General features: G+C 67.9%; 22 protein-coding genes. 13 read left to right on the forward strand and 9 right to left on the reverse strand.

All coding sequences use genetic code 11. The features are described from left to right. Positions 1 to 117 precede the first annotated feature (117 nt). On the reverse strand, positions 118 to 750 hold the full coding sequence (locus tag SJY11_RS15465) for a MarC family protein (protein WP_376987522.1): 633 nt from the start codon (positions 748 to 750) through the stop codon (positions 118 to 120). Positions 751 to 1,247: 497 nt separating this feature from the next. On the opposite strand from SJY11_RS15465, the gene gyrA reads away from it, so the two are divergent. After that, positions 1,248 to 3,959, forward strand: a complete 2,712-nt coding sequence (gene gyrA, locus SJY11_RS15470) for a DNA gyrase subunit A (protein WP_376989342.1) — start codon at positions 1,248 to 1,250, stop codon at positions 3,957 to 3,959. Positions 3,960 to 4,211: 252 nt separating this feature from the next. Here the strand turns inward: gyrA and SJY11_RS15475 are convergent, their stop codons facing one another. Further along, a complete protein-coding gene (locus SJY11_RS15475; RefSeq protein ID WP_376987524.1) occupies positions 4,212 to 5,324 on the reverse strand; it encodes a M20 family metallopeptidase in 1,113 nt (370 codons plus the stop codon). 152 nt (positions 5,325 to 5,476) lie between these two features. Between SJY11_RS15475 and SJY11_RS15480 the strand changes: the two genes are divergently transcribed. The 11 genes from SJY11_RS15480 to SJY11_RS15530 all read left to right on the forward strand — a co-directional run bounded on the left by SJY11_RS15480 (position 5,477) and on the right by SJY11_RS15530 (position 15,696). Beyond that, on the forward strand, positions 5,477 to 6,205 hold the full coding sequence (locus SJY11_RS15480) for a GntR family transcriptional regulator (RefSeq protein ID WP_376987526.1): 729 nt from the start codon (positions 5,477 to 5,479) through the stop codon (positions 6,203 to 6,205). Further along, positions 6,202 to 7,740: a xylulokinase gene (locus tag SJY11_RS15485; RefSeq protein ID WP_376987528.1), complete on the forward strand. Its 1,539-nt coding sequence runs from the start codon at positions 6,202 to 6,204 to the stop codon at positions 7,738 to 7,740. The genes SJY11_RS15480 and SJY11_RS15485 overlap by 4 nt, the downstream gene beginning before the upstream one ends. A 6-nt stretch (positions 7,741 to 7,746) precedes the next feature. Next, positions 7,747 to 8,559 (forward strand): BtpA/SgcQ family protein, encoded by an 813-nt coding sequence (locus SJY11_RS15490; protein WP_376987530.1) that lies wholly within the window; start codon positions 7,747 to 7,749, stop codon positions 8,557 to 8,559. Between the two features lie 4 nt (positions 8,560 to 8,563). Beyond that, positions 8,564 to 9,343, forward strand: a complete 780-nt coding sequence (locus tag SJY11_RS15495) for an SDR family NAD(P)-dependent oxidoreductase (protein ID WP_376987532.1) — start codon at positions 8,564 to 8,566, stop codon at positions 9,341 to 9,343. A 4-nt stretch (positions 9,344 to 9,347) separates the two neighbouring features. Beyond that, positions 9,348 to 10,304: an ABC transporter permease gene (locus SJY11_RS15500; protein WP_376987534.1), complete on the forward strand. Its 957-nt coding sequence runs from the start codon at positions 9,348 to 9,350 to the stop codon at positions 10,302 to 10,304. A gap of 31 nt (positions 10,305 to 10,335) precedes the next feature. After that, complete coding sequence (locus SJY11_RS15505) at positions 10,336 to 11,277, forward strand: sugar ABC transporter substrate-binding protein (RefSeq protein WP_376987536.1); 942 nt, start codon at positions 10,336 to 10,338, stop codon at positions 11,275 to 11,277. Positions 11,278 to 11,412: 135 nt separating this feature from the next. Then, positions 11,413 to 12,177, forward strand: a complete 765-nt coding sequence (locus tag SJY11_RS15510) for an ATP-binding cassette domain-containing protein (RefSeq protein WP_376987538.1) — start codon at positions 11,413 to 11,415, stop codon at positions 12,175 to 12,177. Between the two features lie 143 nt (positions 12,178 to 12,320). Then, entirely contained in the window at positions 12,321 to 13,256 is a 936-nt protein-coding gene (locus SJY11_RS15515; protein WP_376987540.1) for a nucleoside hydrolase, read from the forward strand. A 12-nt stretch (positions 13,257 to 13,268) separates the two neighbouring features. After that, a complete protein-coding gene (locus SJY11_RS15520; protein ID WP_376987541.1) occupies positions 13,269 to 13,790 on the forward strand; it encodes a hypothetical protein in 522 nt (173 codons plus the stop codon). Positions 13,791 to 13,937: 147 nt separating this feature from the next. Further along, on the forward strand, positions 13,938 to 14,801 hold the full coding sequence (gene motA, locus SJY11_RS15525; protein WP_376987543.1) for a flagellar motor stator protein MotA: 864 nt from the start codon (positions 13,938 to 13,940) through the stop codon (positions 14,799 to 14,801). A 22-nt stretch (positions 14,802 to 14,823) separates the two neighbouring features. Beyond that, positions 14,824 to 15,696, forward strand: a complete 873-nt coding sequence (locus tag SJY11_RS15530; protein WP_376987545.1) for a flagellar motor protein MotB — start codon at positions 14,824 to 14,826, stop codon at positions 15,694 to 15,696. 121 nt (positions 15,697 to 15,817) lie between these two features. Here the strand turns inward: SJY11_RS15530 and ssb are convergent, their stop codons facing one another. The 3 genes from ssb to SJY11_RS15545 all read right to left on the reverse strand — a co-directional run bounded on the left by ssb (position 15,818) and on the right by SJY11_RS15545 (position 17,607). Further along, on the reverse strand, positions 15,818 to 16,348 hold the full coding sequence (gene ssb / locus SJY11_RS15535) for a single-stranded DNA-binding protein (RefSeq protein ID WP_326912112.1): 531 nt from the start codon (positions 16,346 to 16,348) through the stop codon (positions 15,818 to 15,820). 254 nt (positions 16,349 to 16,602) lie between these two features. After that, a complete protein-coding gene (locus tag SJY11_RS15540) occupies positions 16,603 to 17,301 on the reverse strand; it encodes a metal-dependent hydrolase (protein ID WP_376987547.1) in 699 nt (232 codons plus the stop codon). Between the two features lie 21 nt (positions 17,302 to 17,322). Further along, positions 17,323 to 17,607 (reverse strand): GIY-YIG nuclease family protein, encoded by a 285-nt coding sequence (locus SJY11_RS15545; RefSeq protein WP_376987549.1) that lies wholly within the window; start codon positions 17,605 to 17,607, stop codon positions 17,323 to 17,325. A gap of 244 nt (positions 17,608 to 17,851) precedes the next feature. On the opposite strand from SJY11_RS15545, the gene ade reads away from it, so the two are divergent. Continuing rightward, the gene (gene ade, locus SJY11_RS15550; RefSeq protein ID WP_376987551.1) at positions 17,852 to 19,552 is read left to right on the forward strand and encodes an adenine deaminase; all 1,701 of its coding nucleotides are present in this window, start codon (positions 17,852 to 17,854) and stop codon (positions 19,550 to 19,552) included. A 115-nt stretch (positions 19,553 to 19,667) separates the two neighbouring features. On the opposite strand, the gene SJY11_RS15555 is transcribed toward ade, so the two are convergent. The 4 genes from SJY11_RS15555 to SJY11_RS15570 form a co-directional block, all read right to left on the reverse strand. Further along, positions 19,668 to 20,648 (reverse strand): Ldh family oxidoreductase, encoded by a 981-nt coding sequence (locus tag SJY11_RS15555; RefSeq protein ID WP_376987553.1) that lies wholly within the window; start codon positions 20,646 to 20,648, stop codon positions 19,668 to 19,670. Further along, positions 20,645 to 21,574, reverse strand: a complete 930-nt coding sequence (locus SJY11_RS15560) for a hydroxyacid dehydrogenase (RefSeq protein ID WP_376987554.1) — start codon at positions 21,572 to 21,574, stop codon at positions 20,645 to 20,647. Before SJY11_RS15560 ends, SJY11_RS15555 begins: the two co-directional genes overlap by 4 nt. A 23-nt stretch (positions 21,575 to 21,597) precedes the next feature. Further along, positions 21,598 to 22,662, reverse strand: a complete 1,065-nt coding sequence (locus SJY11_RS15565; protein ID WP_376987556.1) for a YeiH family protein — start codon at positions 22,660 to 22,662, stop codon at positions 21,598 to 21,600. 90 nt (positions 22,663 to 22,752) lie between these two features. Beyond that, positions 22,753 to 24,033, reverse strand: coding sequence for a UxaA family hydrolase (locus tag SJY11_RS15570; RefSeq protein ID WP_192641521.1), 1,281 nt, complete (start codon positions 24,031 to 24,033; stop codon positions 22,753 to 22,755). Positions 24,034 to 24,055 lie beyond the last annotated feature (22 nt).

Here is a 24,055-nt window from a genome sequence, read left to right on the forward strand (position 1 = left end):
TGCCTCCGCCGAAGCCAGTGATTCCCCCGCGGAAGTATCGCCGGCAGGACCGGAACCGGCGTCATCCAATTGACGGAGGTGCGGCGCCCTTCGCTCCTGACGGATATGAACCGTCGCCTACCCTGCCCGCACCACCGCCCTCACCCCGTCGATCACGAACTGCACCGCCAGCGCCGCGAGGATCACGCCGAGCAGGCGGGTCAGGACGATGTTGCCGGTGATGCCGAGCAGGCGGGCGAGCGGCGTCGCCAGCAGGAAGACGACGAGGCAGGAGAGGATCACGAGCCCGCAGATGATCGCCAGTGCCGCCAGCCGCAGCGGATCGCCTTCCGCCCGGCCGGCGAGCAGGATGATTGCTGTGAGTGCACCCGGCCCCGCCATCAGCGGGATCGCCAGCGGAAAGGCCGCGACATTGCGGATGTGGTCCTGCGTGATCGCGGTCGTCGCGGTCTGCTGCTTGCGCTCGCTGCGCCGCTCGAAAACCATCTCGAAGGCGATCCAGAACAGTAGCAGACCGCCCGCGATGCGGAAGGCCGGCAGCGAGACGCCGAGCGCCTTCAGCACGACGTCGCCAGCCACGCCGAAGAAGGCGAGGATGCCGAAGGCGATGATGCAGGCGCGGATCGCGACCTGCCGGCGCTCAGCCACCGACATGCCCTGCGTCAGCGACAGGAAGATCGGCGCGAGCCCCGGCGGATCGAGCGTCACGAGCAGCGTCACGAGCGCGGAGGTGATGAAGTCGAACGGCATGACCGCACTAAAGACATGCCGAGCTTCACACGGGAAGGGGCAGAGCCGCGAAGCCCAGCACCCTGCACTCAACCCTCATCCTGAGGATCTGCGCAGCAGCGTCTCGAAGGATGGTCCAGGAGGCTCTGGAACGCGCTGGAGCATCCTTCGAGACGGTCGCCGAAGCGACCTCCTCAGGATGAGGGTTTGAGGGCCGGCCAGCGCGCGGCGATGGCCGTTCGACCCATTTTCGCTCACGGCTACCTCCAAACAAGGCGGCAATGTGGAGCGCAACGGCAGGCGCCACCGTCATAGGGCGCAAGTCGTTGAAATTTCTACGCTTATTTTCCACCGAAAAGCTGCCGGCGAAGCTGGCCTAAACCGGCGGAATCGGCTAGCCAGAAGGCTGAAAAAGAACCGGAATCGGGACCTATCCCTTGAGCGACGACACAGACGACAAGCGCCCGGACGAGCCGCAGTTCGGCGGCGAGATCAAGCCGATCGCCATCACCGACGAGATGAAGAAGAGCTATCTCGATTACGCCATGAGCGTGATCGTGAGCCGCGCTCTGCCCGACGTCCGCGACGGCCTGAAGCCCGTTCACCGGCGCATCCTGTTCTCGATGCACGAGAACAAGAACCTGCCCGACCGGCCCTACACCAAATGCGCCCGCATCGTCGGCGACACGATGGGTAAATACCATCCGCACGGCAATCTGGCGGTCTATGACGCGCTGGTGCGCATGGCGCAGGATTTCTCGCTGCGCCTTCCGCTGATCGACGGCCAGGGCAATTTCGGCTCGATGGACGGCGATTCCGCCGCCGCCGATCGTTACACCGAGGCGCGCCTCGACAAGGCGGCGATGCCGTTGCTCGAGGATCTCGACCTCGACACGGTCAACTTCCAGCCGAACTATGACGGCAAGGAGCAGGAGCCGACGGTCCTGCCGGCGCGCTACCCGAACCTGCTGGTCAACGGCGCCGGCGGCATCGCCGTCGGCATGGCCACCAACATCCCCCCGCATAATCTCGGCGAGGTCATCGACGCCTGCGTGGCGCTGATCGACAACCCCGAGATCACGATCGACGAGCTGATCGAGATCGTGCCCGGCCCCGATTTCCCGACCGGCGCCTCGATCATGGGCCGCAGCGGCATCCATGCGGCCTATCACACGGGCCGCGGCTCGGTGGTGATGCGCTCGAAGACGCATATCGAGGAGCTTCGCAAGGAGCGCGAGGCGATCGTCGTCACCGAGGTTCCCTATCAGGTCAACAAGGCCTCGATGGTCGAGAAGATCGCCGAGATGGTGCGCGAGAAGCGCATCGAGGGCATCTCGGACCTGCGCGACGAATCCAGCCGCGAGGGCGTGCGCGTCGTCATCGAGATCAAGCGCGATGCGCTGGCCGACGTCGTGCTGAACCAGCTCTACCGCTTCACCCAGCTGCAAACCTCGTTCGGATGCAACTTCGTCGCCTTGAACGGCGGCCGGCCCGAGGTGCTCAACCTGCGCGACTTCATCGTCGCCTTCGTCGAGTTCCGCGAGGAGGTCGTCTCCCGGCGCACGCGCTTCCTGCTCAACAAGGCCCGCGAGCGCGCCCATGTGCTGTGCGGCCTGGCGACGGCCGTGGCCAATATCGATGAGGTCATCCGCCTGATCCGCACCGCGCCGACCCCGGCCGCAGCCCACGCCTCGCTGATGGACCGCGACTGGCCGGCCGAGGACATCGCGCCGCTGATCGCGCTGGTCGACGATCCGCGCCACCCGATCAACGCCGACGGCACCTATCGCCTGTCGGACGCCCAGGCCAAGGCGATCCTCGAACTGCGCCTCGCCCGCCTGACGGCTCTGGGCCGCGACGAAATCGGCGACGAGTTGCAGAAGCTCGCCACCGAGATTGCGGATTATCTCGACATCCTGCGCTCGCGCCTCCGCATCCAGTCGATCATCAAGGACGAGCTGGCGGCGGTGAAGGCCGCCTTCGCCACGCCGCGCCGCACCGTGATCCAGGATTGGGGCTCCGACCTCGACGACGAGGATCTGATCGCCCGCGAGGACATGGTCGTCACCGTGTCCCATGCCGGCTACATCAAGCGCGTGCCGCTCTCGACCTATCGGGCCCAGAAGCGCGGCGGCAAGGGCCGCTCCGGCATGGCGACCCGCGACGAGGATTTCGTCGCCCGCCTCTTCGTCGCCAACACCCACACACCGGTGCTGTTCTTCTCCTCGCTCGGCCAGGTCTACAAGGAAAAGGTCTGGCGTCTGCCGCTGGCCGCCCCGAACGCCAAGGGCAAGGCGCTGGTCAACATGCTGCCGCTCGATAAAAACGAGCGCATCACCACGATCATGCCGCTGCCGGAGGACGAAGCGAGCTGGGAGACGCTCGACGTGATGTTCGCGACCGCGTCCGGCGGCGTCCGGCGCAACAAGCTGTCGGACTTCGTCAACGTCAACCGCGCCGGCAAGATCGCGATGAAGCTCGACGAGGGCGACCATATCGTCGACGTCCAGATCTGCACCGAGAATGACGACGTGCTGCTGACCACCTCGGCCGGCCAGTGCATCCGCTTCGAGGTCACCGAGGTGCGTGTGTTCAAGGGCCGCAATTCGACCGGCGTGCGCGGCATCACCCTGGGCAAGGGCGACGAGGTGATCTCGCTGGCGATCCTGAAGCATCTCGATGCCACGCCGGAGGAGCGCGCCACCTATCTGAAGGATGCCGCCGCCCAGCGCCGCGCTCTCAACGGCGAGGCCGAGGATACGGCGGAAGCGCCAGTCAATGGCGATGGCGAGGAGACGGGCGGCGAGGTCGAACTCGGCGCCAAGCGGCTCGAGATGCAGCTTGCCGAGCAGTTCATCCTGACGGTGTCGGAGAAGGGCTACGGCAAGCGCAGCTCCTCCTTCGAGTACCGGGTCACCGGCCGCGGCGGCAAGGGCATCGTCGCCATGGTCGTCAATGACCGCAACGGCAAGCTGATCGCCTCCTTCCCGGTCGACGACCGCGACCAGATCATGCTGGTCACCGATGGCGGCCAGGTCATCCGCGTGCCGGTCGATGCCGGGCCGGGCAACCGCATCCGCATCGCCGGCCGCTCGACGCAAGGTGTGACGGTGTTCAACACCGACGCCAGCGAGAAGGTCGTCTCGGTCGAGCGCATCGGCGACGAGGGCGAAGGCGACGAGGGCGAGGCCGAAGCCGGCCCGGCGCCGGAGAGCCCGAGCGAGGCGTAAGCGCTTCACTGCCGGCGAAAACACGAAAGGGGCTGCAGCGATGCAGCCTCTTTTCTGTTGAGGTCTGAGCGGTTCAGGAGACGCGTGTCATCCCGGCAGCAGCGAAGCGGAGCGCCGGGATCCATCGTAGAGCAAAACGGACCAAGGTCTTGGCTCTACGAGGGATTCCGGATCAGCGCGGCTTCGCCGCTTGTCCGGAATGACGGCGCTTTGTTGGACGTGTTTGAGCCAAAGGCGGCGCCGCCTGCGCGCTCACACCGTCTCCAGCAGCCCCTTGATCAGTGCCTGGCGCGGGGCGATCGACGAGATCAGCGCGTATTCCGACAGCGTATGCGCGCCCTCGCCGTCGATGCCGAGCCCGTCGAGGGTCGGCACGCCGAGCGCGGCGGTGAAGTTGCCGTCCGAGCCGCCGCCCGTCATCGGGCAGTCCTGCAGGTCGAAGCCGATGCCGGCCGCGATGCGCTTCGCCGTCTCGAACAGCGCCGCCCCCTCGGGCGACTTCTCGTAAGGTGGCCGGTTCATGCCGCCGGTCACGGTGATCCGGACATCCGGGTCCTTCGGCGCGAGCCCGAGGATCTGGCGCTCCAGCGCGGCGCCGTCGGCGGCAGTGGCGACGCGCAGATCCACGCTGAACCAGGCATGCTGCGGGATGACATTGGCTGCCGTGCCGCCGCCCATCAGCGCAACCGTCGTGGTGACGCCGCGGGCATAGTCGGTCAGGCCCTCGATCGCCAGGATCTGATGCGCCGCCTCGCGGATCGCGCTGCGGCCATCGGCATGGCGCGCGCCCGAATGGGCCGGCCGCCCCTCGAGCTTGACCTCGAAGCGCCCGACGCCTTTTCGCGCCGTGACGATCTTGCCGCCCTCGCGCGCCGGCTCGGTCACCAGCACCGCCGCGGAGTTACGGCCGATCTCCTCGATCAGCCCGCGCGTCGTCGGCGAGCCGATCTCCTCGTCCGGCGTGAACAGGAAGACCAGCGGCCGCTTCGCCGTCCCCGCCAGCGCCACCTGCTTGAAGGCCTGCAGTGCCAGAAACGCACCGCCCTTCATGTCGTAGACGCCGGGCCCGTAAAGCCGGTCGCCCTCGACCCGCACGGGCAAGTCGCGCGCGCTCGTTCCGACGGGATGGACCGTGTCGAGATGCGACATCACCGCGAGGCCGGGCTCGCCCGTGGCGAGGCCGGCCCGCAGGATCAGGGCGTCGCCCAGCCCGTCCCTGCCGGGAATGCGCTCGACCGCGATCGGCAGGCCTGCGACCTCGGCGGCGACGAGGTCCATCATGCCGTTGACGCCGGGGGCGTGATGGGTGGGGCTCTCCAAAGCGAGCCAGGCGGAAAGGGCGGAGACGGGATCGGGCGTGGTCATGATTGCGCGACCTTGGCCGGGTGCGGGCCGGCCGGCAAGCGAAGAGACGGGCATTGGCGCCCTGCCCTGATCGCATGGCACGGGCTTTGATGTCGGCTTGACTTGTATTGGATTTGTATCTTTCATGCGGCTTCCTCATCCGGGATGCGCGCGTGGTCCGCTATCAGGAAATCGCCGAAAGCCTCGAACGCGGTCTGACGGCCGGCGGCGGCGGCGCCCGGGCGGTGCCCTCCGAACATGACCTCTGCGAGCGCTACGGCGCCAGCCGCACCACGATCCGCGCCGCGCTGAAGCAGCTTCAGGAGCGCGGGCTGATCGAGCGCCGCCAGGGCCAGGGCACCTTCTACCGTCCCCGCCACATCGCCAAGCATCTCGGCAGCCTCGTCGATTTCCACACCGAGGCGCGCATGGCTGGCCGTGTGCCGACGACGCACGTGCTCTCGCTCGTCGCGCGGCCGGCCGCCGCCGACGAGGCGGCGCTGTTTGGGCCGGCTGCCGCTGCCGGGCTCGTCGCCCTCACCCGCCTGCGCTGCCTCGACGATCAGCCCGCCGTGCTGCAGCGCTCGCGCCTCGGCCTCGCGACGCTCGGTGAAACCACGGCCGCCGACCTCGAGAACGCCTCCCTCTACCGCTATCTCGCCGAATGCCGGGGTGTGCGGGTGACGACGGTCGAGGAGACGCTCGAGCCCTGGGCCGTCAGAGCCGAAGAGGCCGGCCCGCTCGCGATCGCGCCCGGCGCGGCCGTGTTCCGATCTCAGCGCGTGGCGCGGGATGCGGAAGGGCTCGTGGTCGAGGTCAGCGACAACCTGATCCGTAGCGACATCTACCGCTTCACCATCCATCGCGATGTCACGGATGCCGCCCCGGGAGCCACGGCATGAGCGTCGTCCTCGCCTGCGATCTCGGCGGCACCAGCTTCCGCGCCGCGCTGATTGACGAAACCGGCACGACCCGCGCCCAGGCCATGATCCTCGGCCCGACCGCGATCGACCGGATGGGCTGGTCGGAGATCGATGCGACGGCCTGGTGGCGCATCCTCGTCGAGGCGGCCGGGCAGCTCGCCGAAGCCGAGCCCGCCCTGTTTGGCGAGATCGAGGCCATCGCGATCTGCGGCGTTACGCGCACGCAGGTCTTTCTCGGGCGCGACGGGCGCCAGCTGCGCCCGGCGATGACCTGGAAGGACACGCGCTCGGAAGCCGCCGCGGGACGGCTGCGCGAGCGCCTGGGCGAGCATCCCGAGGCCCAGCGCATCAATGCCTTCCATCCGCTGGCGCGGCTCGCCTGGCTGCGGGAGGAGGAGGAAGCCTGCTTCCGCGCGCTCGCCTGCGTGCTCGAGCCCAAGGATTATCTGAATGCCCGTCTGACCGGCAGGCATGCCGGCGACCCGGTCTCGATGGCGCGGCTGCTGGCCTCCCGCGAGGCCGTCGGCGGCGTCGATCCCTTCGCCGTGATCAGTCTGGCCGCCGGCATCCTGCCGCCGATGCTAGAGCCCTGCGACACGGTCGGCCCCGTGCAGCCGGGCCTGCCCGCGCCGCTCGACCGGCTGGCCGGCGTGCCCGTGTTCTGCTCGTCGAGCGACACCTGGGTCGCGGTAGCGGGCCTCGGCGCGCTGCGTCCGGGCTATGCCTACAACATCTCCGGCACCACGGAGGTGCTGGGTGCCGTCGGTCTGGAGCCGGTCGAGGCCGACGGGTTGCTGAGCGTGGACTGGCGCGGCCTCTGGCAGATCGGCGGGCCGAGCCAGAACGGGGCGGACACCGTCTCCTGGCTGCTTTCGCTGCTGGCGCGGGAGGGCGCGGATCAGGGCTCGACCGGCCAGCGCATCGACGCGCTGCTCGCCGGACGCCGGCATCCGCAGCCGCTGCTGTTCCTGCCCTATCTTCAGGGCGAGCGCGTGCCCTACTGGAACCCTGCGCTGCGCGGGGCGATCCTCGGGCTCGGCCGCCAGCATGGCGCCACCGACCTCGCCTATGCGGTGCTGGAAGGCGTCGCGTTCCTGAACCGGATCGTGCTCGAGCGGGCCGAGGCCGCACTCGGCTCAGCCGTCGGCGAGATCCGCTTCGGCGGCGGTGCGGCGGCCAATCCGGTCTGGAGCCAGATCAAGGCGGATATCTGCGGGCGGCCCGTGGTGGTCGGCGCCTCGAAAGAGCCGGGCCTGCTCGGCGCCGCAATCGTCGCCTGGACCGGGCTCGGGCGTTTCGCCTCGCTGGCCCAGGCCCAGGAGACGCTGGTGCGGCCGGCGCGGCGCTTCACGCCGGAACCGGAGCGCAAGCCGGCCTATGACGCACTGTTTTCGCTGTACCGGCGCAGCGAGGCGGCGCTCGCGCCCCTCTCCGCCGATCTCGCCTCCCTTTCGCGCAGCGCCGGTGCCCTGCCCGGCATTCACGCCGCGCCCCTGACCGCCACCAAGGATTGACCGCCCATGAAGACCCTCGTCCAGACCGATTTCGGCCGCGATCATCTCCTCATCGGCTGCGTCCACACGCTCGCCCTGCCCGGCACCCCGCTTTACGACCGCAGCGGCGGCATGCGGAAGATCGTCAGGCAGGCGAAGGAGGAGGCGAAGATCCTCGAGGAGGCCGGCTTCCACGCGCTGCTCTACACCAATGAATCCGACATGCCCTACGAGGCCAACATGCCGATCGAGGTCGTCGCCGCGATGACCGAGGTGATCGCCGAGTGCCAGGCGCAGACCACGCTGCCCCACGGCGTCAACATGCTGATCGACCCGCCGGCCTCGATCGCGGTGGCCCATGCCACCGGCGGGCGCTTCGTGCGCGCCTTCCTGACCGGCGGGCTGGTCGGCGACATCGGCATGATGACGCCGGACGGCGCCCGCGCGCTGCGCCTGCGCGCCCATCTCGGCGCCGAGAACATCCGCATCATCTGCAATGTCACCCCAGGCTTCTCGATCAATCTCGACACCCGTCCCGTCGAGCAGAAGGCCTCGGGCGCGGTCTTCATCGGGCTCGCCGACATCGTCTGCGTTGGCGGCCCCGCCGCTGGCAAGGAGGCCGACATCGCCGTGATCGAGAGCGTCGCCCGGCAGGTGCCCGATACGCCCGTCGCGGTCGGCACCGGCGTGGCCGAGGAGAACATCGCGCGGCTGGCGGAGGTCGCCGAGCTCTTCATCGTCGGCACCTCGATCAAATACGACCGCCAGACGCTGAACCCGGTCGAGCCGCGCCGCGCCCAGGCGTTGGTGCGCGCCTATGAAAACCGGAAGGCGGCCTGAAGCCATGGCGGGACCGGTCACGCTCGTCACGGGCGCTTCGGGCGGCATCGGCGGCGCGCTCGCCGCGCTGCTGGCGCAACAGGGCCACCGTCTGGTGCTGTCGGGGCTCGACCAGAGCGGCCTCGATGCGCTGGCTAACGATCTTGCTGCGCAGGGTACTGGCATCGCGACGCTCGCCGGCGATGTCCGCGAGCGCGATCTCGCCCAGGCCTGCGTCGATCTTGCGGTCGAGCGCTTCGGCCGGCTCAACCATCTCGTGACCGGGGCCGGCGCGTCGCGCCCCGTGCCGCTGGTCGAGATGGAAGATGACGAGTGGGACCGGCTCGTCGACATCAACCTCTCCGCCGTGTTCCGCATTTCGAAGGCGGCCGCGCGCCAGATGATCGGCCAGGGCGAAGGCGGCGCCATCGTCCACATCTCCTCGATCGCCCATGCCAATGGCGGGGCCAATCTCGCCTATGGCTCGGCCAAGGGCGGCGTCGCGACCCTCACCTACGGCATGGCCCAGCAGCTCGGCCCGCATGGGATTCGCGTGAATGCGGTTGCGCCCGGCATCATCGATACGCCTATGGTACGCGGCGGCTTCGCGCAGCAGTTCGACGCGCTGGTCGCCGGTGCGGCCCTGCGCACGCCGCTTGGACGTTTGGGACGACCTGAGGATGTCGCTGCCGTGATTGCCTTCCTGCTTTCGCCTTCGGCTGCCTTCGTGACGGGAGCGCTGATCCCGATCACCGGCGGCATCGAGATCCTCTCCCCGATCTCGACCATCGCGAAGGGGGCCTGAGGGCATGGCTGGGCTCGATGTTCGCGAGGTGATCGGGCGCTACGGCACGGCCATCGCCGGGCTCGCGCTGGTCCTGTTCTTCCTGCTCTTCGCGCCGAATTTCGCCAGCACGATGAACATCATCAACGTGCTGAAGGATACGAGCTTCCTCGCCATCCTGGCGCTGGGCTTCGCGCTCGCCTTCACGGTCGCCGAGCTCGATCTCTCGATCGCCGAGATGGCGAGCCTAGCGGCGGTGGTCTGCGGCTGGATGGTGCATTCGCAATACCCGCCCGCCGTCGCCTTCGGGGCCGCCATCGCGGTCGGCATCGTGCTCGGCAGCCTCAACGGCTACGGCGTCACGGTGCTGCGCATCCCCTCGCTGATCATGACGCTCGGCACCGCTGCCATCGCCAAGGGGCTGGCCTTCATGATCACCCAGGGCGTCGCCTTCACCGGGCGCTGGCCGGTGAACTTCACCGGGCTGGCGCGCGGCTACAGCTTCGGCATTCCCAATCTCGTGCTCTGGATGACCGGCGCGACGCTGTTTGCCTGGGTCCTGGTGAAATGGACCCGCACCGGCGCGCATATGGTCGCGACCGGCGAGGCGGACGAGGCGGCTCGGCTCGCCGGCATCGCCACGGCGCGGATGAAGCGCATCGGTCTCCTGCTGGCGGGCGTCTTCGCCGGGCTGATGGCGGCGCTGCTCGCGGCCAACCTGTCGTCGGCGGCGCCCAACATGGCGGGCGACTATCTGCTTTATGCGATCGCCGCCGTGCTGCTCGGCATGACCATGTTCGAGCCCGGCAAGCCCAACATTGCCGGCACCGTTTTCGCCGCGCTGGTGCTGAAGGTACTCGGCAACGGCTTGGTCCTGCTCGGCGCACCCTATTACGTTCAGGACATCGTGCTCGGGGTCATCATCATCGGCTCGGTCGCCTTCTCGGCCAGCGCGATGAAGAAGGCGGCTTTCAAGGTCTGAAAACCACCACAAGAACGAGGGGAGAGGTCACATGTTCGGATTGAGGAAGATGCTGCTGGCCGCGGCCGCGATGGTCGCGCTGGGTTCGCAGGCGCAGGCCTTCGAGGTCGCGATCATCGGCTTCCAGTTCTCGTCGGAGACGCATGCCCGCGTCGCCAACGCCGCCGCCGCCGCCGCCAAGGCCAAGGGCTGGGGCGTGACGCTGCTCAACTCGGAGGGCGCGCTGCCCAAGCATGCCGAGCAGTTCGACGCGCTGATCGCCAAGAAGGTCGACGCCATCATCATCGCCATGGGCAAGCCGGTCGAGGCCGACGCCCAGTTCAAGACCGCCAAGGACGCCAAGATCCCCGTCATCACCGTGCAGTCGGGGTCGAGCCCGCATGCGCTCTTCGACATCCAGACCAACGAGTACAAGGTCGGCGCGGATGCCGCGCTCTATCTGCTCGGCCAGCTCGGCTACCAGGGCAACATCGTGACCGCCCGCTTCGACCTCAACGTCGCCTCGCGCATCCGCGGCCGCATCCTCGACGCGGTTCTGGCCGAGAACCAGGCGGTGAAGGAGCTCGGCAAATTCTCGATGGCGCGCACCCAGAGCTGGCGCGACGACGTCCGGGCCGGCATGCAGGCGCTGCTGCTGCAGAACCAGGGCAAGATCAACGGCATCTGGGCCTCCTTCGACGGGCAGGCCTACATCATCGACGATCTGCTGCAGGCCCAAGGCGTCAAGAAGGGCCAGATCCCGCTCGTCTCGGTCGATGGCGGCAAGGAGACCTATGCCCGCATCGCCGACCCCGCCTCGAGCTTCCTGGCGACCGTGGCCATCCCCTTCGAGGCGATGGGCAAGCAGGCGGTCGACGCGATCCAGACGATCGTCGTCGAGAAGAAGCCGAAGGAAACCGTCACCAGCGGGCCCTATCTCTTCACGGAGGCCGTGCTGGTCGACAAGACCAACGTCCAGCAGTTCCTGAAGTGAACCCATGCGCGTCATGCTCGGGCGAAGACCCGAGCATCTCGGAAACCAGTGCCTTCTCGGCATGAGATTCTCGGGTCGGAGCTACGCTCCGCCCGAGAATGACGCCGCGTTGCCCCGTAGCCGGACGGACAGATCATGACCGATCCCACCCCCCTCCTCTCCCTGCGCGGCATCGGCAAGGCTTACGGCCCCGTCGTCGCCGTGCGCGAGGTCGATCTCGACATTTTCACGGGCGAGGTCGTCGCCATCTGCGGCGACAACGGCGCCGGCAAATCGAGCCTGGTCAAGGTGATCTCAGGCGCCGAGGAGCCGACCTCGGGGTCGATCAGCATGCGCGGCAAGCCGGTAGCCTTCGGCTCGCCGCATGACGCGTTGGAGCACGGCGTCGCCACCATCTACCAGGATCTGGCGCTCGCGCCGCGGCTCTCCATCGCCCAGAACGTGTTCATGGGCTCGGAACTGACCAGGCCCCTGCTGCTGCCCTTCCTGCGCGTGCTCGACAAGAAGCAGATGATCGCGGAATCGCAGCGCTATCTCTCGCAGCTCTCGGCGGCGGTGACGGACATGACGCGCCCGGTCGAGCGACTCTCCGGCGGCCAGCGCCAGGCGGTGGCGATCTCGCGGGCCCTGCGCTGGAACGCCGAGATCATCATCATGGACGAGCCGACGGCGGCGCTCGGCGTCAAGGAAAGCGCGCTGGTGCTCAACCTGATCCGCAAGCTCAAGGCCGACGGGCGCACCGTCATCCTGATCAGCCACAACATGCGCGACGTGGTGGCGCTGGCCGACCGGGTCGTGATCATGGGCGCGGGCCGCAAATACGTCGACCGTCCGATCGGGGATATGAAGCCCGACGACATCGCCCATCTGATCATGGCCGGCAACGCGAAGGCGGCGTGACGATGCCGATGCGACCCACACGAGCCCTCATCCTGAGGAGCCGCGAAGCGGCGTCTCGAAGGATGGTTCAGGAGGCTCCGCAACCCTCTGCAGCATCCTTCGAGACGCAGGCTGTGCCTGATCCTCAGGATGAGGGCTGAGACATGCGCGAAGCCATCATCATCGACACCGACCCCGGCCAGGACGACGCCGTCGCGCTGCTGCTGGCCCTTTCCGCAAGCGAGCGGCTCAACCTGCGCGCCATCACCACGGTGGCCGGCAATGTCCCGCTGGCGCAGACCACCGCCAACGCGCTGCGCATCCGCGACCTCGCCGGGGCCGGGGCGGCATGCGTGCCTGTCCATGCCGGTGCCGAGGGGCCGCTGCTCTTCCCCCTCGAGACCGCGGAATTCGTCTGCGGGCCGGACGGGCTCGCCGGCGCCGACCTGCCATCGCCCGCGAGCGCAATTGCGCCGGGCCACGCCGTCGAGGCGATCATCGCGCTCTGCCGCGCGGCGCCGGACGACGGCATCACGCTCTGCCCGCTGGGACCTTTGACCAATCTCGCGCTCGCCGTTCGGCTGGCGCCCGACATCCTGCCCAGGATCAGGCGCATCGTGCTGATGGGCGGGGCACTGGCGCTGGGAAACATGACGCCGGCGGCCGAATTCAACGTTCATGTCGATCCCCATGCGGCGGCGATCGTCTTCGGCTGCGGCGCACCGATCGTGATGATGGGGCTCGGCGTCACGCTGCAGGCGATCGCGAGCCCTGAGCAGGTGGCGCGGATCGGCGCGCTCGGCACCGCCTGCGGCCGGGCCGTCCACGGCATGCTGACGCGCCCGCGCCCGGGCGGGCTCGGCACGGCCGGCCACCCGATGCACGACCCCTGCGTCATCGCCTTCCTGCTCTGGCCGGAGCTGTTTGCGGGGCGCGACTGCTTCGTCGAGATCGAGACCGGCGCGGGCTCCCTGCGCGGCCGCAGCACGATCGACTGGAACGGCCGGCTGAAGCGCCAGCCCAACGCCCATGTCGTCGCCACCGTCGAGGCGACAGCACTGTTCGAGCGGATGATCGAACGGCTGGCCACTTTGCCCTGACGGAGATTGCCAATGCCCCATCTCGTGGACGCACTGCAGCAGGAGGCGGCGGAGGCGATCGCCCATATGCGCGAGGCGGCGCTCTCCGCCCGGCGCCTCCATGCCCGCGCCGAGCTGATGCGGCACATGCTGACGACGGCACGCAAGGTGAAGGACCAGCCGAAGGCGGACGCCGTCGAGACCGTCGTGCGCGAATGGATGGACGCCTGGAATCTCAACCGGCACGACTGGCCACACATCGCGCGCGAGATGGAGGCCTTCACAGCCGCCTTTCACGACTATGCCAACGAGCCCTCAGACAGCCATGACGCGAGGCTGCGCGAAAGCTGCGCGGCGCTCGACGCGGCGCTGGCGAAGCAAGACACCTCGATTGCGGAGCAGATGGCCTTCCGCTCGCAATGCGCCCATCGCTGGTGGGAACTGGTCGCGCCGACGCCGGTCGATCTGCCCGGCGCCAAGCCGCGGCCCTCGATGCCGGAGTTGCGCCCCGACGCACCCTTTTGGGAGGCCGGCTGCGCCGATTTTTGCCGCTGAGGCGGCGCGCCCTCGGTCGCAGTCGCCGCTGGGGGCCGCTCGGGGCCGCCGGCTCTAAACGCGCCCTTAACCTTAATCGGTCATTTGGTCAGTCCAGTGGTTGCTTGGCGGGGGCTGTACCCGCTGCGGACCGAGGGTGGCAAATCCATGCGGCTGATCGTCGGCACAATCGTTGTCTTTCTCTGCGTCTTCGGCGGCTATGCAGCGATGGGTGGCAAGCTCGGCGTCCTCTGGCAGCCTTGGGAGTACGTCATCATCCTCGGCGCCGCGATCGGCGCTTTCGTGATCGCCAACCAGGGGCCGGTGCTCAAGGCCGTGCCCGCCATGTTCGGCACCATCTTCAAAGGCCCCAAATACAATCAGCAAGCCTATGTCGAGTTGCTGGCGATGCAGTTTTCGATGTTCAGGCTCGCGAAGCAGAAGGGCCTGCTCGCGCTCGAGCCGCACATCGAAGATCCGCACTCTTCGACGCTCTTCAACGCTTTCCCGACATTTGCAGCGAACCATCATGCGGTCGAGTTCGTCTGCGACTACATGCGCATGCTGTCGCTGGGCGCCGATAACGTCCATGAGATCGACGCTCTCATGGATGAGGAACTGGAGACGCATCATCAGGAGCAGGAGCGTATCGTCGGAGCCATGCAGTCGCTCGCCGACGGAACACCGGCGCTCGGAATCGTCGCCGCCGTGCTCGGCGTGATCAAGACGATGGGGTCGATCTCGGAGCCGCCGGAGGTGCTGGGCCATCTGATCGGCGGCGCGCTCGTCGGCACCTTCTTCGGCGTCTTCGTCGCCTACGGCTTCTTCGGGCCCATGGCGACTTCGCTCAAGGGCACCTTCGAGGCTGAATCCAAGTACTACGTTTCACTCAAGGCAGGGCTCCTCGCCTATATCAGCGGTCAGCCGCCGGTGATGGCGGTCGAATTTGCCCGCAAGGCTCTGTTCAGCGACGTCCGCCCGACCTTCAGCGAAGTCGAGGCGGCGACCTCCGCCCTCCCCGCCACCGTCTGACCCAATCTCCAGCAGGAATACGATGGCCAAGACAGACCAGCCGATCATCATCAAGAAGGTCAAGAAGGCCGCCCATGGGCATCATGGCGGGGCCTGGAAGATCGCCTATGCCGACTTCGTGACCGCCATGATGGCGTTCTTCCTGCTGATGTGGCTGATCAACATGACCACGAAGGAGCAGAAGATCGGCCTGGCCGAATACTTCGCGCCGGCCTCTGTCAGCCCCACAACCAGTGGCGCGGGCGGCATCCTGATGGGGACCTCCCTGGACAAGGCCGGCAACAAATCCTCGACGCCCCGCGACGCGGCCATGGGCACCTCCGGAAAGGAAGAGGGAGCGCGCCGGTCCAGCACAGGCCGCGCCAGCGACCTCGAACTCAGCCGCACTGCCGAAGGCGCGCAGTCCCAGCACAGCGCCGCGGCCAGCATCCGGCAGGCGCTCCAGACCATGCCGGAATTTGCCGAGATCTCGCGCAACATCATCATTGAGCAGACCAAGGAGGGGTTGAACGTCTCCCTCGCGGACCAGGACGGCCGCTCGATGTTTCCCGAGGGCTCGACCCGTCCCCATGAGCGCACCCGCCGCGTGCTGGAAGCGCTCGCGCCGACACTGCGCCGGCTGCCCAACCGCCTGTCCGTCACCGGCCACACGGCCGCCGCGCGCCCGGGCTCGGTTCATGCCGTCAATTCCTGGAGCCTGACCGCCGGGCGTGCGGTCGCCGTGCGCGAGATCCTGTCGGGTGCCGGCTTCCCCAGCGACCGCTTCACCGCCGTGGCGGGACGCGCCGACACCGAGCCGTTCTTCCCCGACAATCCCTATCTCTCGCCCAATCGTCGGGTGACGATCACCCTGATCAATGAGGCGCCGCCCCTGCCGCCGGGCGGTCTACGCTGACGCCCGGCGTCGCGGCCGACGCCCGACCGGCGAGCAGCCCCCGGCGCCCTCGACCAAACAAAAAGACGTTGCAAAACAACGTCTTCATGTTCCGTGCTCGATCTCGTGGTCGCGGTACTCTCTAGAACGGGATATCGTCGTCGAGATGGCTCGACGAGGAGCGCGAGGCGCCACCGCCACCGGCCATCGCAGGCTGCCGCGCACCGCCGCCCGTCGGCCCCGAACGGCCGAAGGACGAGCCGGAGGAGCGATCCTCCATCATGCCGCCGCCCTCGCCATACTCGTCCGAGCCACCCTGGCCGCGGCTATCGAGGATGGTGAGCTCGCCGCGATAGCGCTGCAGAACGATCTCGGTGGTGTACTTCTCGACGCCAGACTGGTCCTGCCATTTGCGGGTCTGGAGCTGGCCCTCGATATAGATCTTCGAGCCCTTCTTCAGATACTGCTCGGCGACCTTGGCGAGGTTCTCGTTGAAGATCACGACCGAGTGCCATTCGGTGCGCTCCTTCTTCTCGCCCGACTGCTTGTCGCGCCAGGTTTCCGAGGTGGCGATGCGCAGATTGACGACCGGCTCGCCCGAGCCGAGGCGCCGGACTTCCGGGTCGCGCCCGAGATTGCCGACCAGAATGACCTTGTTGACGCTACCAGCCATGAGAGGCTCCATTTCCTGCGCACATCGAAACCGGCTTTCCACCGGAGCGCGACCCTACCGGCCGACCGCGGCACTATCAACGATGTTCTTGTTTTGTTCAAGACCCCTTCGCGAGGTTGTCCCCTGATTTCGTCGGGCTCGCATCCGTCTCGTTCGTCCTTCCGGGGCTCCGCACAAAACCACAAGCGGACCGTCATCCCGGACAAGCGTCGAAGCCGCGCAGAGCCGGGACGACGACGCAGAGTTTGAGAGCCTCAGATCGTGAATGCCTCGCCCTTATTCGGCACCAGTGCCTCGATACCGCTGCCGGCCAGCCCTTCGACGAAGGCGTCGGCATTGGCGTCGATGAGCGGGAAGGTGCCGTAATGGCAGGGTATCGCCACCCTCGGCTTGACGAAGCGCGTCATCGCCAGCGCCGCGACCTTGCCGCCCATGGTGAAGCGGTCGCCGACCGGGCAGATGCAGGCCTCGACGCCGTGGATCTCGGCGATCAGCGCCATGTCGGAGAAGATGTCGGTGTCGCCCATATGCCAGAGCGTCTTTTCGCCCTTGGCCTTGATGATCGCGCCATTGGCGTTGCCGAGCGGCACGGGGACCCCGGCCTCGCCCATGCCGGCCGAGTGATCGGCCCGGACCCAGGTCACGCTGAAGGCACCGAGATCGATCGTGCCGCCGGTGTTCACCGGCTGGAAGGCCTTCAGGCCTTTTGACGCCAGATGCATGGCGAGGTCGTAATTGGTGATGACGGTCGCGCCAGTGCTCTGCGCGATGGCAAGGGTATCGCCGACATGATCGCCATGGCCATGGGTGACGACGATATGGCTCACGCCCTGCGAGATCGCCGAGACATTGCCCTCGAAGACGGGGTTTCCGGTGAAGAACGGGTCGATCAGGATGACGGCGCCGTCGATCTCGGCGCGGAAGGCGGAATGGCCGTACCAGGTCAGTTTCATGCGAAGGCTCCTGCGAGGCGATCAGGCGAGATGGGTGGTGCCATATAGATCATTCCAGTCGGGATTTGAGCGCTCGATCAGCGCGATTTTCCAGGCCCGGCGCCAGTGCTTGATGCGCTTCTCATGCGCGATGGCGTCTTCGGGATTGCTGTAGTGTTCGGCGTAAACGAGGCGCAGAGCGACATGCTCGTAAGCGAATTCGGAGCCTCGGCGTTGGCGGTGCTCCCAGACACGGCGCGACAGCGAGTTGGTCACGCCGACATAGAGCGTGCCGCCCTTCTTGCTCGCGAGCAGATATACCCACATGCCAGCATCCCTGCGCGGTCGTCCCGGGCAAAGCGCAGCGTAGACCCGGGACCCATTCCGGAACAGTCGCCGAAGAAGGACGAACAGGGCGACCGGAGCCAATAGGGGATCGTTCCGGAATGGGTCCCGGGTCGGCGCGGCTTGCGCCGCTTGCCCGGGACGACCACGTCAGGCTGGATATAGGTGTGGTGGCGGGACCAGAGTCCGGTCCCATGCGAATCGACACAACCGGAAAGTCCGCCCCATGACCGATGCCGCCACCCTCGCCCGCCGGATCGCCCAGGGGCGCGGCGACGAGCCTGCCGACCTCGTGATCCGGGGCGCGAGGCTGCTCGATCTGGTGACGGGCGCGCTGGTGGAATCGGACATCGCGCTCTGCGGCGATACGATCGTCGGTACCCATGGTCGCTATGCCGGCAAAGCCGAGCATGACGCCACCGGGCTGATCGCGGTACCGGGCTTCATCGACACGCATCTCCATGTCGAATCCTCGCTGGTGACGCCGCTCGAATTCGAGCGCTGCGTGCTGCCCCATGGTGTCACCACCGCAATCTGCGACCCCCATGAGATCGCCAATGTGCTCGGCGCCGACGGCATCGCTTATTTCCTGCGCTGTGCCGAGGCGATGCGGATGGATCTGCGCGTCAACCTGTCGAGCTGCGTGCCGGCGACGCATCTGGAGACGGCGGGTGCCCGGCTGGAAGCCCGCGATCTGACGCCGATGATGGACCATCCGAAGGTCATCGGGCTGGCCGAGTTCATGAATTTTCCGGGCGTGATCCATCGCGATCCCGGCTGCCTGGCCAAGCTCGAAGCCTTCTCGCACCGGCATATCGACGGCCATGCGCCGCTGGTTCGCGGCCTGGACCTCAACGCCTATCTCAGCGCGGGCATCCGCACCGACCATGAGACGACCACCGCCGACGAGGCGCGCGAGAAGCTCGCCAAGGGCATGGCGATCCTGATTCGCGAGGGCTCGGTCTCGAAGGACCTGCTGCAGCTGATCCCGCTGATCTCGCGCGACGCCTCGCCCTTCCTCGCCTTCTGCACCGACGACCGCAACCCGCTCGACATCGCCGAGGAAGGCCATCTCGACTTCATGATCCGCACCGCCATCGCCCGCGGCGCCGATGTGCTGGCGACCTACCGCATCGCCTCGCTCTCGGCGGCGCGGCTTTACGGCCTGTTCGACCGCGGCTTCATCGGCCCGGGCAAGCGCGCCGACATCGTGCTCGTCGAGGACCTCGCGGCCTGCTCGGTCAAGCGGGTCTTCGCCGGCGGACGGCTGGTCGAGGATGGGCTCTTCACTGAGCGCGTGCCGGTGGCGCCGGTCGGGCTCGGCAGCGTGAAGAGCCGGGCGCTTACAGAGGCCGATTTCCGGGTTGCGGCGCGCGAAGGCGAGACGCCGGCGATCGGCGTGGTTCCGGGCCGTATCATCACCGAGCGGCTGGCGCTGCGGCTGCCAACACGCGACGGCGAGGCCCTGCCCGATCTCGATCAGGACGCGGTCAAGGTCACGGTGATCGAGCGCCACGGCAAGAGCGGCGGCATCGCGACGGGCTTCGTCCATGGCTTCGGGATGAAGCGCGGCGCGATCGCCTCCTCCGTCGGCCATGACAGCCACAATCTCTGCGTGGTCGGCGTCGACGCCGCCTCGATGGCCGCTGCCGCCAACCGGCTGATCGCCATCGGCGGTGGTTTCGCGGTGGCCGATCGCGGGGTGGTGACGGCGGAACTGGCGCTGCCGGTGGCGGGGCTGATGAGCGACCAGCCCTTCGAGACCGTGCGGCACGGGCTCGAGGATCTGCGCGCGGCCGCCAGGGCGCTCGGCGTCGTGCTGGCCGAACCCTTCCTGCAGGTCGCCTTCCTGACCCTGCCGGTGATCCCGCACCTGAAGATCACCGACAAGGGGCTCGTCGATGTCGATGCGTTCGACTTCGTGTAGCCGGCACGTCATTCTCGGGAGAAGCGCAGCGCAGACCCGAGAATCTCGGGCAGGATAAGGCTTTGGCCTCCTCCTATCTGAGATGCTCGGGACAAGCCCGAGCATGACGCGAAGTTCACTCCGCCAGCATTTCCTCCGGCATATCAATCCCTTCGGCCCGCGCCTTGGCACGCAGAGTCAGGCGCCGGACGCCGGGCAGGCGCGTTCCCTCCTGTGCCTCGATGGCGTGGACCAGCGCGCGCATGCGCTCGTCGAACCAGTTGCCGCCCATGGCGTGCGGGTCGATGGCGAGGATGAGCTGTCCCGTATCGGGGGGGCCGCCTTCCGCGTCGAGGAAGGAGGAGGCCTGGAAGCCGAAATGTGCGCCGACGAGCGCCGCGGCGAGGATCTCGACCATCATGGCGAGAGTCGCGCCCTTGGCGTCTCCGAGCGGGACCATGGTGCCGGCGAGCGCCGCAGTCGCATCGGTCGTCGGCTTGCCGTGGACGTCGAGCGCCCAGCCCTCGGGGATGGCCTGCCCCTTCTGCTTGGCGGCGACGATCGGGCCGCGCGCGACCTTCGACAGCGCCATGTCGATGACGACCGGCTCGCGCCCGGCGAGCGGCGCGGCAAAGGCAATCGGGTTGGTGCCGAAGACCGGCTTCGAACCGCCCCAGGGCGCGATGGCACCGGGTGTATTGGCGAAGAGCATCGCGACAAGGCCCTGCTGCGCCAGCCGCTCGACATGCAGGCCGGCGGCACCGCAATGGTTCGAGCGGCGGATCGGCGCCGCCACGATGCCCTGCTCGCGGGCGAGATCGGGGATTTCGGCGATGGCGAGGTCGATCGCCGGATAGGCGAAGCCGTGGCCGGCATCGATCGCCAGCACGCCGGGCTTCGGCCGGCTCGCCTTGGGCACGGCCTGCCCGTCGATCTTGCCGGATTTCAGCATGGCGAGATAGGTCGGCACGCGCGACAGGCCGTGGCCTTTGAGCCCGTCGGCCTCGGCCATCACCAGCGCCCAGGCGACGGAGGCCGCATTGGCCGGCGAGGCGCCCGCAGTGGCGAAGAGATCGGTCAGGCGGGCCTCGGCCCGCTCGAAGGAGACGCGGGTCACAGCCGTCCCTCCAGCGCCGCCATGACGCGCTCGGCCACCAGCCCGGAGACCCGGCCGTTGGATTCGACCGTGTTGCCGGCGATATGGGGCGTCAGAATCAGGTTGGGGACATCGGCGAAGAGCTTGCCGGCGCCGCGCAGGGGCTCCTCGGCGAAGACGTCGATCGCCGCGCCGCCGAGTTTGCCCGCCTTCAGCACCGCGACCAGCGCCGCCTCGTCCATGATGCCGCCGCGCGCGGCGTTGATCAGGATCGCATCGGGCTTCATCCGGGCGAGCGCATCCTGGCCGATGAGACCCTTGGTCTCGGGAGTGAGCGGCAGATGGATGCTGACGACGTCGGAATTCGCCAGCAGCGCATCGAGATCGAGCCGCTCGGCAGAAGCCCAGGCCGGATGGTCGGCCGGGACATAGGGGTCGTAGGCCGCGACCGTCATGCCGAGCAGACGGCCATGGGCGGCGGTGTCGCGGGCGATGGCGCCGAAGCCGACGAGACCGAGCCGCTTGCCGGCGATCTCGCGGCCGATCAGCTTGGTCTTGGGAAATTCGCCGGCCACCATCGCGGCATTGGCGAAATAGGCGCCGCGCAGCAGCATCATGGCGCTGCCGATGACGTATTCGACGACGGAGAGGCTGTTGGCCCCCGTCGCCGGGAAGACCTTGATGCCCCGCGCCTCGCAGGCGTCCATGTCGATGTTGTCGAGGCCGACGCCGAGCCGGCCGACGACCTTCAGCTTCGTCGCGGCCGCCAGGACATCGCCCCTCACCTGCGTCTGGTTGCGGACGATCAGGGCGGGAACGGCGGCGATCAGCTTCGCCAGTTCGTCGGGCTTGCCGAAGAGCTCGGGGTCGTGATGGACGTCGTAGCGGGCCGTCAGCGCCGCGACCGCCGCCTCGTCCATGAATTCCGTGATGACGATGTCGGTCATGGCAGGCCCTTCCGGTGATGGCGTCAGCCGAGCACGAGCAGGCTGCCGGTGACGATGACGAGGATGACGAGGCTGGTGCCGGTGACCAGCACCATATGGCGCCAGCCGAGCCGCGCCATGGCGCCCAGCGAGGTGCCCAAGCCCAGCGCCGCGATGGCGACGAGCAGGCCCCAGGTCGAGACGCTCAGCAGGAGCGTGCGGATCGGCGGATAGACGCCGGCCAGGGCCGGCTGCACCGCGAGCACACTGTTCACCAGGCACAGCACGAGGAACATGATCGCGAAGACCGGGACCGGGACCTTGGCCTTGCCGGCGACGTCTCCCGCCCGCTTCGCATCGTCATGGACCAGCCACCAGCCGACGATCAGCACGGCGGGCAGCAGCAGGAAGACCCGGAACAGCTTGACGATGATCGCCGCATTGGCGGCCTCGACCGAGACCGCCTGGCCAGCGCCGACGACCTGCGCGACGTCATGGATGGTCGCACCCAGCATGATGCCGGTCTGCGACGGCGTGAAACCGAGCCAGACGCAGATCAGCGGATAGGCCAGCATCGCCACCGTCGAGAGCGCGTTCATCGCGATGACGGTGAAGGCGACGTCGGCGGCCTTGCTCTTGTAGTCGGGCACCACGGTGGCGGTGGCGAGGGCAGCCGAGGCGCCGCAGACGGCTGTGGCGACGCCGCCGAGCGCGCCCATGCCGGTCTCGCGGCCGAGCCAGCGCGCCAGCAGGAAGCCGGAAAGGATCGTGGCGGCCATCGCGACGATGACGAGGAGCGCGGTCGTCAGGCCGAGCGCGATGATGTCGCCGAGCGCGACGCGCAGGCCGAGCAGCGCGATCGCCCAGCGCAGCATCTTCTTGACGCAGAAGGTCATGCCGGCCTGGAAGCGCGGCGCGTTCGCGAATGGATGCAGCACCATGCCGATGATCAGGGCGATCACCACGGCCGGGATGCCGAAACGGCCCCCGGCGGCGGATTTCACCAGGGGTTCGGCGAGGTAGGCCGCGACCGCGACTGCGGCGGACAGCGCGATGCCGTCGAGGAGCGGACGCCAGGCACTGACGCGGATCGTGGTCGCAGGGGACAAGGCGGACGGCTCCCGAATTGCAGGCCGGAGCGGAAAAAGGGCGGCCGGAGCGCCGCCACTGGCGGCGGCGCCCCGGCTGTTAGCAGCGGCTCAGGCCGAGCGGTAGAGCTTGGTCATCGAGAATTCGCGGTGACCCAGTGCTTCCGCCGCAGTCAGTCGGCCGTTGGCGGTGCGCACGATGTTCTCGATCAGCGCATCGCCCGCCTGCGGGATCGTCATGTCGCGGCGCAGGATGCCGGAGACGTCGACGTCGATATGCTCCGGCATGGTGCGCATCGTCTTGGGGTTGCCGGTGATCTTGATGACCGGGACGATCGGGTTGCCGATGACGTTGCCCTGCCCGGTGGGGAAGGTGTGCACGACATAGCCGCCCGCCGCCATCAGGGTCACGCATTCGGCCGCGGCCGAGGAGGTGTCCATGTAGTACAGGCCCGGCCCCTTGGTCGGCGCCTGCGCCGGCTCGAGGATGTCGATGTACTTGCACTCGCGGCCGATCTTCTCGAGGTTGCCGAGCGCCTTTTCCTCGATCGTGGTCAGGCCGCCGGCGATGTTGCCCTTGGTCGGCTGCGAATCCGAGAGGTCGTCGGTCTTGTGGGCCTCGATCACGTCGTCCTGATAGGCCTTCCACATCTTGTACCAGCGCTCGCCCACTTCCGGCGTCGCCGCGCGGGCCTTGCAGAGATGCTCGGCGCCGGTGATCTCGGAGGTCTCGCCGAAGACGCCATAGACGCCGCGCGGGATCCACTTGTCGTACATGTTGCCGACGGTCGGGCAGGAGGAGAGGCCAGTGGTGGTGTCGGACTCACCGCACTTCGTCGAGACCCAGAGCTCCTCGATGCCGCACTTCACGCGCTGCAGCTCGGTCGCCCACTGGACGAATTCCTTGGCGACATAGGACGCGCGCGCAATCGTCGAGATGTCGCCATGGCCCTCGATGCCGAAGCCGACGACGGGCTTGCCGGTCGCGGCGATGCCGTCGACGACGCGCTTGGTCCAGCCGTCCTCGATGCCGATGACGACCACGGCGGCGACGTTCGGGTTGGAGCCCGTGCCGATCAGGGTGCGGAAGTGGAGTTCGAGATCCTCGCCGAACTGCAGGCGGCCATAGGCGTGCGGGATCGCCAGCGTGCCCTTGACGTTGTTGGCGACGGCCTCACAGGCGGCGTTGGAGAGATCGTCGAGCGGCAGCAGCAGGACGTGGTTGCGAACGCCGACGCGACCGTTCTCGCGGCGCCAGCCGAAGAAGGAGTCGAGGTTGCGGCCGGTCGGGCGGCGGACGACGGGGGTCTTGAACTCGGGGGCCTCGATCTTGCGACCCTTGATGCGGGCGAGCTTGCCTTTGACGAGATCGAAATTGGCGACGATCGACATGGACGTTTCCTCTTTTGGCTGG

The sequence above is a fragment of the Allobosea sp. R86505 genome, from assembly GCF_042466375.1.
Classification (GTDB): domain Bacteria; phylum Pseudomonadota; class Alphaproteobacteria; order Rhizobiales; family Beijerinckiaceae; genus Allobosea.